Origin of the sequence: Mucilaginibacter inviolabilis (assembly GCF_011089895.1) — a bacterium.
Taxonomy (GTDB): Bacteria; Bacteroidota; Bacteroidia; order Sphingobacteriales; family Sphingobacteriaceae; genus Mucilaginibacter; species Mucilaginibacter inviolabilis.
This window is the reverse complement of sequence record NZ_JAANAT010000001.1, coordinates 1,263,279-1,276,366: the sequence shown is the minus strand read 5'-3', so window position 1 is coordinate 1,276,366 and position 13,088 is coordinate 1,263,279. Positions and strand designations below refer to the sequence as shown.

The window sequence follows — 13,088 nt, the reverse complement described above, 5'->3', positions numbered from 1 at the left end:
AAAAATGAAGACTATTTCAAAATATTTGTTGGCTGCAACATTGATGTTTACCTGTGTTGATGCTGCAAACGCGCAAGAAACAGCAGCCCGGTTTCCCTTGATACCCTATCCAACGCAATTAGTAGCAGGAAAAGGAGCTTTTATTATTAACAATAAAACCAGCATCACAACCGCGAAGCAATTTACTGACGAAGCCAATCAGCTCAATCAGCTATTGTTAAAAGGTTTAGGCAAAAAACTACCAATAGTCAAAGGCAATAAAGCCAATGCCATTAATTTGGTATATGATGCTTCATTAACAGCACCTGAGGCTTATAAGCTGACTATCAGTAAACAACAGGTAATCATCGCGGCTAAAGACGCGGCTGGTATGTTTCATGGGATTGAAACTATTCGTCAACTGTTACCGGTTTCTGTAGAAAAAGGTAAAATGGCTAAAACTTTATTGTTGCCGGTGGTAACTATTCAGGATCAACCCGCTTATGCATGGCGTGGTATGCATTTGGATGTTTCCCGACATTTCTTCTCGATAAATTATCTGAAAAAGTTTATCGACAGGATGGCTCTTTATAAAATGAACAAGTTCCACTTGCATTTAACTGATGATCAGGGCTGGCGCATCGAGATCAAAAAATATCCAAAGCTAACTGAAGAAGGCGCTTGGCGTACTTTTAATAACCAGGATTCGGCCTGTATGAAAAAGGCTAAGGATAATCCCGATTTTGTTATCGACAAAGAACATATCGTCCAACGCAATGGCAAAACCATGTATGGCGGCTTTTATACCCAACAGGAAATGAAAGGGGTGGTAGCTTATGCCGCCGCCCGTCATATCGACATCATACCCGAAATTGATATGCCTGGTCATATGATGGCAGCTATTAACTCTTATCCTTTTTTAACCTGTAATGGCGAAAATTCCTGGGGTACATTGTTTACCAAGCCTATTTGCCCAGGATTAGAGTCAACTTATGAATTTGCACAAAATGTATACAGCGAAATCATGGATATTTTCCCGTCACAATACATTCATATTGGTGGTGATGAAGTTGATCGTACAGACTGGGGTAAATCTGCTGATTGTAAAGCTTTAATGGAACGTGAAGGGATCAAAGACCTGCCTGCCCTGCAAAGCTATTTTATCAATCGCATGGAGAAGTTTTTTAACTCCAAAGGTCGTAAATTGATTGGTTGGGATGAGATTATCGAAGGTGGTATCAGTCCCACGGCCATCATTATGTACTGGCGCACCTGGGTACCTGATGCCCCGGTAAAAGCGGTGAAAAACGGTAACACCGTGATTATGACTCCGGGAGAACCTTTATATTTTGATTACCAGCCAGATCAGTATTCAGTTGATAAAGTATATCATTTTAACCCGATCCCAAAAGCGCTAAATGCCGAAGAAGCCAAATCTATTATCGGTGCACAAGCCAATATCTGGACAGAAATGATCCCTTCTGAAAAGAGAGCTGACTATATGTACATGCCTCGACTTACCGCCCTGGCCGAAATGTTATGGACAAACAAGCCTGATAAATATGACTCTTACCAGAAACGTTTGGTAAAACAATATAGCCGGATGGATGCTATGAATATCAATTATCGCTTACCTGATCTTCCCGGATTGCTAAACAATTATGTATTTACTGATGAGGGAAGTTTAAGTATTAACAAACCGCTGCCTTCGCTTATTATTCGTTATACAACCGATGGCTCTTTGCCCGATGTTAAATCACGGGAATTACCAGAAGCTTTAAGCATAACCAATAATGAAACTGTTAGGGTTGCAGCCTTTACCGCTAATGGTACACGCGGTGATGTTTATAATTTAAACTATACTAAGCAATATATGCTTGGCCCGATAAAGGTAAGGAGTACAAAACCTGGATTAGATTGCAAATATTACAAAGCTTATTTCAAACAAACATCCCTGATGAAGAAAGCCAGGGTTGACAGTACGTTTACCGCTACTGCCATCGAGGTGCCATCAACGGTAAAAGCCCCATCATTTGGTATAGCTTATAAAGGGTATATAGATGTACCAGCTGATGGTATTTATAGTTTCTATTTAACTGCTGATGACGGAGCTGTATTAAAAATTGGTCCTGCAACGGTGGTTGATAACGACGGTAACCATTCTGCCCAAGAAAGGAGCGGACAGATAGCGCTGAAAATGGGCTTACATCCTTTCGCACTTGATTTTATTGAAGGCGGTGGAGGTTTTACCCTTAAACTACAATATAGTGTAAATGGTTCGGCCCGGCAGGATGTCCCTGCCGAATGGTTAAAAAATTAAATATCAGCAATGAAAAGAATTATCTTGTTAGTATTACTGTTTATTGTTAGTCTTCGATGCTTTAGTCAGACTCCCCCAAAACCTTATGGACCTTTACCAACGCAGGGGCAACTTAACTGGCAGGAAATGGAGATGTATTGCATCATACACTACGGTTTGGATACTTATACCAACAAGGAGTGGGGCTATGGTGACGAAGATCCTAAATTGCTTAATCCATCTCAATTTAGCGCTATGCAAATAGTAGCCGCGGCTAAAGCCGGTGGATTTAAAGGTGTTGTAGTGGTAGCAAAACATCATGATGGCTTTTGCCTTTGGCCAACCAAAACAACAGAACACAACATATCACAAAGCCCATATAAAAATGGTAAAGGCGATATACTGCAGGAATACCGGGAGGCTTGTGACAAGTTAGGGATGAAATTGGGTGTTTACTGCTCTCCCTGGGATAGAAACAATCCCAACTATGGTACCCCCGAATATTTAAAAATATATCAGGAACAATTACGGGAACTGTACACACATTACGGCCCATTGTTCATCTCCTGGCACGATGGTGCCAATGGCGGTGATGGCTACTATGGCGGCAAGCACGAAATACGTAAAATAGACCGTTCAACTTATTACGACTGGAAGAACACCTGGGGCATTACCCGCAAACTACAACCCAACGCGGTTATATTTGGCGATGTAGGTCCGGATGTACGTTGGGTAGGTAATGAAGAAGGCCATGCCGGCGAAACCTGCTGGGCTACTTATACTCCTCATGCTCCGGATGAAGGTAAAGAACCCGGCAATGGATACGTAAAAGATTATGAAGGTACAGAAGGTACCCGCGATGGTAAATACTGGATGCCGGCTGAATGCGATGTATCATTAAGACCCGGGTGGTTTTACCATAAAACACAGGATGGCGGCGTAAAATCACCTTATACTTTGCTCGATCTGTATTACAAAAGTGTTGGCCGTGGTGCTTCACTTGACTTGGGCTTATCGCCTGATCAGCGGGGTATTGTTAATGAGATAGATGTAAAATCCCTTACCGAATTTGGCCAGTTATTGAAACAAACCTTTGCGGTAAATCTGGCAAAAGGAGCAACGCTTACAGCAAGTAACGTACGTGGTGGCAACAAGGTTAAATACGGCCCACAGTTTTTATTGGATAACGATCGCTATACCTACTGGACTACAGACGATAAAGTAACGACACCTCAGTTAACTATTGATCTGCATACTCCTAAAACATTTAATGTAATTAGAGTACGTGAAAATATTAAATTAGGACAACGCATCGATTCGCTCGCTGTTGACGCGTTTACCAATGGCAAATGGCAGCAAATTGCTTCGGCAACTAGCATAGGAGGGAACCGGCTTATTCGTTTAACTCAAAATCTAACAGCATCAAAATTAAGATTGCGTATAACCGGTTCGCAGGCTGCCATAGCTTTGAGTGATTTTGGCATTTATAAAGAACCGGTTCACCTAACTGCTCCAAAGATCAATCGTAACAAAAACGGAGAGGTAAGTATCACCACCGAAGCGCCTGTAAATTCTATTCACTATACTTTAAACGGACAGGAGCCCACTTTACAGTCGCCATTATATAAGGCCCCTTTTATTATAACTAATGGTGCGGTAGTAAAAGCACGTAGTTTTGAGGGAAAAGATCAGCAAAGTGAAGTTGTTTTTGCCTCATTAGGATATGCTAAGGCTGATTGGAAGGTTATTGATGCCAATAATAATAACCGGGCCGAAAACGCTATTGACGAAAATAGCCATTCTCTTTACAGTACTTCAAAACAGGAAAACGCATCTTTTCCGCAACAAATAAGCATTGATCTGGGTGGTATTAAACAGATAAAGGCTTTTGGCTATTTGCCACGCCAGGATAAACAATTTGATGGAATTGTGGATAGCTATGTGTTCTACATCAGTAATGATGGTAAAGAATGGCAAAAAGTGGCTTCGGGCGAATTTTCTAACATTAAAGCAAGCCTGATTGAGCAACCGGTTATTTTAAAAGAGCCGGTTAAAGCCAGATATTTTAAATTTGAGGCAACACATGTAATTTCAGGAAATGGTATTACTGTTGCCGAATTAAGCGTTTATTAATAAACTATTAAGTATTGGGTTTATGTTTGTATAGAATTATAAACCCAATACTATTTCTATATCAAATCATTCAATGAAAAAACAGATCTGTTTAGCCGGGTTACTGGCATTATTTTGTTCAAATTCGTTTAGCCAGGCGCATAAACCGGCTGCGGCAAAGCAAGGTAGTTTAACTCAATATGTCGATCCTTACATTGGTACGGGGTTCCACGGTCACGTTTTTGTGGGCGCCAGCGTACCTTTTGGAGCGGTTCAATTAGGGCCAACCAATATTTCGGAGGGCTGGGACTGGTGTTCGGGCTATCATATATCCGATTCAACTATCATCGGTTTTCAGCATACCCATTTGAGCGGTACCGGCATAGGCGATCTGGGCGATATTTCCTTTATGCCAACCACCGGACCTATTAAAGTAACCAAAGGTAGTATCAAAGATCTGCAAAGTGGCTATACTTCACTATTTAGTCATCAGGACGAAGTAGTAAAACCCGGTTATTATAAAGTTAAGCTAAAACGTTATAGTATAGGGGTGGAGCTTACTGCAAGCACCAGGGTAGGTATGCATAAATACACCTTCCCGGCTGCAAAAGATGCTCATATCGTGATCGATTTAAAAGAAGGTATCGGTTGGGACAAACCAATGGAAACCTATATCAAACAGGTTGATAAAAATACCATTGTAGGCTACCGTTTTTCAAAAGGATGGGCTGCTGATCAGCGTATTTACTTTACCGCTGTATTCTCCAAACCCATCAGCAAATTCGAGGTTTATGACAATACAACGCTTGCTTCCGGAACCGAGCTGAAAAGCGAGAAGACTAAAGGCGTGATCAGTTTTGCCACTACAAAAGGCGAGGTAGTTTATGCCAAAGTGGGTATATCACCGGTAAGTGCCGAAAACGCGATGCTGAATATTAAAACCGAAATACCGGGTTGGGATTTTAATAAGGTAGTTGTTGATGCTGATAAAGCCTGGAACAACCAGCTTCAAAAGATCACCATTAAAGCCGATTCACTATCACAGCTTAAAAAATTCTATACCGCTTTTTATCATACCATGATAGCTCCATCTATATTTAATGATGTGAATGGCGAATACTGGGGGACGGATAAAAAAGTGCATAAAAACCAGGGATTCAATAATGTAACTACCTTCTCTTTGTGGGATACTTACAGAGCAAATAATCCGCTATCTACCATTATACATCCGGAGCATACTAACGATATGATCAACTCAATGCTGGCTATTTATCAGCAGCAGGGTAGTTTACCGGTATGGCATCTCATGGCTAACGAAACCAATTGTATGGTAGGTTACAGCTCGGTACCGGTTGTGGCTGATGCTTTACTAAAAGGCTATAAAGGTTTTGATGCTAACCTGGCTTTTGAGGCTATGAAAACAACCGCTATGCAGGATGCCCGTGGTATCAAGTTTGTGAAAAGTCTGGGTTATATTCCTGCCGATAGTACTGCTGAATCGGTTTCAATGGGTATGGAATATGCCATTGATGATTGGTGCATTGCGCAGGTTGCCAAAAAATTAGGCAAACAAGCTGATTATGAGTATTTCAGCAAACGTGGTCAATACTATAAAAACTATTACGACCCCAAGGCAGGCTTTATGCGTGGCCGTTTGTCAGAAAGCTCATGGCGCACACCATACAGTCCCTTTATTTCTATCCATGAACATGGTGATTTTACCGAGGGTAACGGCTGGCAATATACTTTCCTGGTACCTCAGGATGTCGAGGGCTTGATCAACCTTTTAGGCGGCGAAGCAAAATTCAACACCAAACTTGACTCATTGTTTATAGCCCAGGGAGATATGGGTAAATTTAAATCACCAGATGTATCTGGTTTAATCGGTCAATACGCCCATGGTAATGAACCAAGCCACCCAATGAGTTATTTTTATGATTACTCTGGCCAGCCCTGGAAAACCGCCGAAAAAGTAAGATATATCCTTGATGATTTTTATACCGATAAACCCGATGGTATTATTGGCAACGAAGATGTTGGCCAGATGTCGGCCTGGTATGTATTATCGGCACTTGGCTTCTACTCAGCCAACCCGGCAAATGGCTTGTATGTTTTCGGCAGCCCTGTTATCAATGAGGCTACGTTGAAATTGCAAGGCAACAAAACTTTCCATATCGTGGTGAAAAACAACAGTCCACAAAATAAGTACATTAATGCTATGCTGTTAAATGGCAAGGTTTACAACAAAACCTATTTTGCACATAAGGATATTATGGATGGCGGCGAACTGATAATTACCATGGGCAATAAACCGGGAACGGTTTGGGGCGTGGGCGATGCTAATAAAGCAGTATCGGTGCTAAAATAGTCACCATATAAAAATATGTCATTGCGGGGAGGACGACGAAGCAATCTTATCGCGTTCAATATGCAAACGAGGAGATTGTCACGCTATCGCTCGCAATGACATAATTTTAATTATACTATTTCTTAGGCTGATGCAACTGGTTATAAAAAATACTCAAACCATACTTGGCTGATTTCCATTTCTGATCAAGATCCGCAGGAGCAGGACCGGGGCTTTGAGCAAAGTTACCCATGATAATATCTAAATCTCCATCTCCATCAACATCTGCTGCTTCAAGTGTTAATGTTTTTATCGGGACTTCGCTTTTTTGTGTGTATGATTTAAAGATGTACTTATTCTGATCTCTATTTTCCAGGTAGACAAAAGACTCATCCACTAGTTTTCCAAATTCCGGAAAGAAAGCTGTGGCTGCAAAATCAATATCTCCATCTTTGTCAAAATCTTCCGCTAATACCTTGGTAACGCCATATATCGGGTAAAAGAACTTTTCCTTAAATACACCATTTCCTTGATTGATGTTAAGGCGAATTCCATGGTAGGCCTTTAAAATGTTGGAATAATCGGCGTTATCGCCATGAACGGTAACGATATCTGTAAGTCCGTCATGATTATAATCAACCAATACCATATCTGTTGTGCCATAATTTGGCGGAAATCGTAAAACTCTTTTAGCCTTAAATTTTAATTTGTCCTTTTGGTAAAAGATCCAAACACTTTCATCTCCTTGCGAAAACATAGCCACAATATCCTTTTTACCATCACCATCCATATCTTTAATGTAACACTTAATGGCACCCGCCAATGGTAGTAATACATCTTCGGTATATTTTCCGGATTTGTCTTTTTTGTACAAAGAAAGTGAGCCGGTTTTATTTCCGAAATTGCACACTACTACTTCTGGTACACCGTCATTGTCCAGGTCATCTATTTCGGTGTGAACGGGACGATGCAAGGCCTTAATTAAGGTAGAGCTGACACTGTCCTTCAATTGCGAATAAGATCCTGTGCTAAGCTCCGTTGGGTATAATTTTCCTATTTCTGTAAAATAAGTATCTCCCTTGTAAAAGTTAAAATCAACCACCGGGCAGTTGCTATTGATAACCCTAGTTACGCCTTTGTCGTATTGCCAATTATAAACCTTTTTATAGAAATCACCTATCCAAAGTGTATTGGTTGAGGTATTGTATTCTAAACCTGTTATTAATGACGGCGTAGCTTCTGCTATTGGTATATCCTGACGTACAAATTGTTGTAACGGGCTGTTACGTGTTAACCTTTTTTTATCTAGTAATACACTATCTGGCGCATTACTAAGTATGTAATTTACAATTTTACCATATTCTTCATTGGTCAGAATAGGTTCATCCGGAATGATGTGATTCTTTTTTACAATTTCCCGTTCCTCGTCACTTAATCCTCTTAAAGGGTCATAGTTAGGGTAGATGATTCCCATACGGCTAGCCATAACGGGCAATACATGGTTTTGCCATATTTCTTTGGTTAAGCTAACCGGATCTGGAGCCATGTGGCAGCTGGTACAGTATCTCTCAAAAAGTATTTTGCCATCATCGTTACGTGGTATAGTTTTTTTTGAAGTAAAGGAATTGAGGCAAATAAGAGCGGTCAAAACAAAAAGCCCGGTTAAAATAAACGCCCTCATTTTCATACCGATCAATTTTGCCTGGTAATTTTTGCAGCTTTTATTTTCTCAATCACCTTAGCTGCTACCAGCCGGCCTTGTTTATTGCCAAAAACTATAGCATCTTTAAAGTGGATACCGCCATAAAAGCGGGATATCGAAGCTTCTTCTGCCGCTTCGTAAAAAGATTTAAAGCTGCGCGGGCCAACGCCATATGGAATTTCAGAATCATCTGTATAGGCAAATTTGTCGCCCAACAGATAGGTTAAAACCCCCGCTGATGCATTAGAAAGCACGGCGTGACCGCTTGGGTATTCAGGGAATGGTGGTGTTTGTAAATACGGTGTCCAGGTAATGTCGATGTACTTGTTGATGTAAGTTTCTGGTCGGATACCATTACTACGGTATTTTTCGTCCCAACAGCTGATAAAGGCATCCATGAGGGTTATCGCTTCAAGCGTCATTACAGTTACTGAACGATCAAAGCTTAGTCCAGCTTTTTTTGTAACAATACCTGCAATGTTCATCCAATGTCCTCCCGGACTGATCTTCTTAAACCCAATCATCATATGACCAGATGTAGTGACGGCGAAAGGATTACAATCCCAAAAGTTGGCGATGGTAACCTGTTCCATCGGAGGGTTCTTGGAAACTTTATAAACGTCATATGCCTGTTTGTAAAATTCACTTGTACTATCGGTGCTGAATGGGGTTGGTCGCACCGGCACAAATTCATTAGACGAATCAATAAGCATAGGTCTGATAGTTTTCCAGTTAGGCTCAATCGCCTCCATGTAAGTTGGGGGAGTGGGATACCAGTTTTTACCGCCTTTTATGGGCGTATATCTTAGCCTGCCGCTTAATTTATTGTAATTATCGCCTTTAGAGTATTTGATTACTTTGGCGGTCATTTCTGAAGCTGCCGCTACGGATTGTTTGATGATATCATCATCTATTTTATTGGTTTTTAATAAAGCGATGTATTTATCCTCATCATCCTGTAACATAAAGCCCGAAGGAAGCATTTGCTTACCAGTTTCTAACATGCAGTATATCGCGGCTATCTGATAATTGTACTTATCCTTTGCAATACTGATGTGGTTATCCTCTTGATAGTTTTTTACAAAATCAGCAAGCGGAACTATCTCTTTATTATTTAAAGCTGTAAGATTATAAGCACCCAGCATAACATAATTATAATAGCGGGCTGCCGCAGGCGGATTTACTACATCGTGGATCATTACTGCCGATATTGCATTGATGGCCTTATCCAACTGTAAATAATCAGGTAATGCCTTTTTAGTTTTTTGCGCATAGCCAAAAGTTGCACTGCAAAGAATCAGCAAAAAGATGAATATATTCTTAATCATTAGTTTTCTTTATAGAATTGTAGTGGCTGGCCAGATACACCTATCAATAGGTATTTTGAGCCATTTATTTTTGTTTCTATCGCTGACTTTACATCTCCAGTAACTGATAGCCCTGACGATAACTGAGTTTGATATTTAAAGTCTCCCTTGCCATTGCCTGTCAGCAGACAACCATAATTGGCATCAAAACTACCAAGTTTCAAGCGATTATCAGAATGGTTACCTAGTAATAGGAGATCAACTTTACCATCATGATTAAAATCGCCTGTAATTATTTGAGTAACCATAGAAAACTGAGCTTCAATAGGTAAGCCGACCTTTATAAATTTGCCATTCTTATTCAGAAAACAGCTGGTCTGCACTTCATTGGCGGTTAGCTTTGAAGCTTTAGCCAAATCATCCGGACTAAAGATATCCTTCATCGTAGCATCACAATAGGCCTTGTACGAGCTGAATTTTTTACGCATGGGATATATTTGCTCGTTTAATTCATCACGGCTAACAAACGGGTAGCTTACCCCTTGAATATAAAAATTAAAGAATGGATCGATAGAACCGTTGCCATCAAAATCCGCATAATACATTTCAGCGGGTTCGGTAGTTGTGGCATGTATCTGAGTATTGGTACCCAGATTGCCGGCTATAATATCTGGTTTACCATCACCATCTATATCAGCAACTGTCAAAGTATTCCAAAAGCCACTTTCCGGATGATCAAAGTATTTGGTAGTTTCATCCACAAAGCCATTGGTGGTATTGATATAAACCATGATGGGCATAAATTCACCACAAATGATCAGATCTTTACGGCCATCGCCATTTAAATCGGCCCATTGCGCATCCTTAACCATACCGCAGGCAGTAAAAGGCACATCGGTAGTGACAAAGCGGCCATCGCCGGCATTGGTTAATAAATAACTTTTAGGGGTTACCGGATATTGGCCGGGGATAACATTAGAGCCCACAAAGAGATCTATTTTGCCATCGTTATTATAATCACAGGGACGTATGCATGATTTACTGTCGGCATTAAGCTGGGGTAGGGAAGTTGTTGACAGCGTGAAATTTCCCTTACCATCATTGAGATATAATTTATCCTGCAAATCAGATGTGTTGGGCTCTAATAAGGAATACCCTCCTTTAGCCACATACAGATCAGGAAAACCATCGCCATTGGCGTCAAAAAACACAGCCGCGGCGGTGTTTTCATGATTCAGATCAGATACTTCTGTAGCTGTAAATGTCCCATTTGGTTTTTGGATGTAGATTTTACCCGGTGTGTTTTGATCACCACCAATAAACAAGTCTTCCAACCCATCTTTATTAACATCAGCCTTAGCTATAACCGGGCCCGTTTTGGAACTCATGAAGAGCATCAGCAACTGACGTTTAAAATCGTTTATGGTAGTTTCAGTATGTTTATAATCAATAATTGGTTTCGCTAGGCTTAATTGCGTTTTATTACTTTTAGCCGTTGGTTTGTAGACGGCCAAGCCTGCTTTATAAATAATATTTAAACGTTGATTGGCCTTTACATCAGTTAATAATTGTGTGGTTTGATCGGGCCATATGATCCGGATGGAGTCGATTTTATTTTGATCGCCAAGCCCAAAGTTTAAAACAGTGGACACGCATGATAGGTAACCCCTGCTGGGATTAACCTCCTGATATTGTGTTTGTTTATCATTATACACATAAACTTTAGCGCCTATGGCGTTTACATTGGGACCGCCCTGTTTTAAATTAACGGCCACATAATTTTTTTTAGAAGTCTCCATCGTCATGTTCCGATAAATGGAAGCTTCGCTGTTGATATTGTTGGTAATGAGATCGAGGTCGCCATCATTATCCAGATCAGCGTAAACGGCACCGCTCGATATGCCTGGTTTATTGATACCCCAATCTTGTTTCTTTTCAGTGAAAGTAAGATCGTGATTGTTTTGGAAAATGTAGTTTGACAAGGTTGTAGATGGCATGGCTTTCACCAGATCCATCAGTAAGTACGGTTCGCGATCCATAGCTTTTTTAAGCTTATAATCGCCCCAGTATCTTAAAAAATCTTTATTAGTATAATCCCTGAAATAACCGTTGGAAATAAAAATATCCTTATAACCGTCGTTATCAAAGTCGGCCATAAGCGGGCACCAGCTCCAGTCAGTATTGGAAATACCTGCCAATTGGCCTATTTCACTAAAAGTACCATCGCCATTGTTTAGCTGCAGCATGTTACGCATGTATTGCTTATACAGATCCTGTTGTAACATTAACTCAAACGATTCATAATTTTCCTGGAGTTGCAAAAGCTTTTGCCTGCGATTATCCGGGGGGAGCATATCCAGGGTCATGATGTCAGGGAGTCCGTCATTATTCATGTCTGCAATATCTACACCCATTGAAAATTGGGATAGATGTCTTAAGCTTTGTTTACTTTTATCAGTAAAAGTTCCGTCCCCATTATTGATGTACATATAATCGGGTTCGTTATAATCATTGGTTACATAAATATCCTGAAAGCCATCTTTATTGATATCGGCAATGGCAACACCTAAGCCAAAAGTGAGTGGGTTTTGTATAATACCGGCTTTTTTTGAAACATCTATAAAGTGCCCTCCCTGATTTTCAAAAAGTTTATTGCTGGCTAATTCGTCAGTTTCCTTTTTATTCTGGGCAAATTCCAGATTGTTTATTTTTTTTACATTATGGTTAAGCAGGAACATATCCAGTTTACCATCGTTATTGTAATCAAAAAACACAGCCTGGGTACTATAGCCAGGATCGTCTAAGCCGTATTCCTTAGCCTGTTCAACAAACTTATTATTACCCTTGTTGATGAATAATTGATTGCGGCGTTTACTGTTATCACCAAGCCCCGAATAACATACATAAATATCCAACAGGCCATCGCCGTTTACATCGGCCATGGTAACACCGGTTTTCCAGTCACCTGGTCGCCCGGCCAATTCTGCACCGGCTTCTTTGGTAATATCTTTGAATTTGAAATTGCCCAGATTCAGATAGAGTTTATTGGGGCCCAGGTTACTGGTGAAGAAGATATCCACCAATCCATCATTATTGATATCTCCAACAGCCACACCACCGCCATTATATAAATACTCGTACGATAAAACATTCAAATGCTCATCCTCTACAAGATTGTTTTTGAATGTAATGTTGGTTTGCTCAGGAGATAATAGTTTAAAAAGTGGTTGTTGAGCTTTTGCTGAAAGAGCAGTAAAGCACAGCAGGAGTATGATGCTCCATTTATGATTAAGTAGCCTTTTTAAAAGGGAAACAAACGGGAAGGAACAATACATTAATGAG

Annotated in this window: 6 protein-coding genes; 3 read left to right on the top strand and 3 right to left on the bottom strand. The window is 40.4% G+C overall.

Annotation, left to right across the window (positions count from 1 at the left end):
• Positions 1 to 4 precede the first annotated feature (4 nt).
• The 3 genes from G7092_RS04995 (at position 5) to G7092_RS04985 (ending at position 6,758) form a co-directional block, all read left to right on the top strand.
• Positions 5 to 2,299: a family 20 glycosylhydrolase gene (locus G7092_RS04995; RefSeq protein ID WP_235953778.1), complete on the top strand. Its 2,295-nt coding sequence runs from the start codon at positions 5 to 7 to the stop codon at positions 2,297 to 2,299.
• 9 nt (positions 2,300 to 2,308) lie between these two features.
• On the top strand, positions 2,309 to 4,411 hold the full coding sequence (locus tag G7092_RS04990) for an alpha-L-fucosidase (RefSeq protein WP_166086814.1): 2,103 nt from the start codon (positions 2,309 to 2,311) through the stop codon (positions 4,409 to 4,411).
• Between the two features lie 73 nt (positions 4,412 to 4,484).
• The gene (locus G7092_RS04985; protein WP_166086812.1) at positions 4,485 to 6,758 is read left to right on the top strand and encodes a GH92 family glycosyl hydrolase; all 2,274 of its coding nucleotides are present in this window, start codon (positions 4,485 to 4,487) and stop codon (positions 6,756 to 6,758) included.
• Between the two features lie 115 nt (positions 6,759 to 6,873).
• Here the strand turns inward: G7092_RS04985 and G7092_RS04980 are convergent, their stop codons facing one another.
• The 3 genes from G7092_RS04980 to G7092_RS04970 are packed head-to-tail and all read right to left on the bottom strand — an operon-like array spanning position 6,874 to position 13,081.
• Complete coding sequence (locus G7092_RS04980; RefSeq protein WP_166086810.1) at positions 6,874 to 8,424, bottom strand: FG-GAP repeat domain-containing protein; 1,551 nt, start codon at positions 8,422 to 8,424, stop codon at positions 6,874 to 6,876.
• A 5-nt stretch (positions 8,425 to 8,429) separates the two neighbouring features.
• The gene (locus G7092_RS04975) at positions 8,430 to 9,767 is read right to left on the bottom strand and encodes a vanadium-dependent haloperoxidase (protein WP_166086808.1); all 1,338 of its coding nucleotides are present in this window, start codon (positions 9,765 to 9,767) and stop codon (positions 8,430 to 8,432) included.
• Positions 9,767 to 13,081, bottom strand: a complete 3,315-nt coding sequence (locus tag G7092_RS04970) for a VCBS repeat-containing protein (protein ID WP_166086806.1) — start codon at positions 13,079 to 13,081, stop codon at positions 9,767 to 9,769. The genes G7092_RS04975 and G7092_RS04970 overlap by 1 nt, the downstream gene beginning before the upstream one ends.
• Between the last annotated feature and the right edge of the window lie 7 nt (positions 13,082 to 13,088).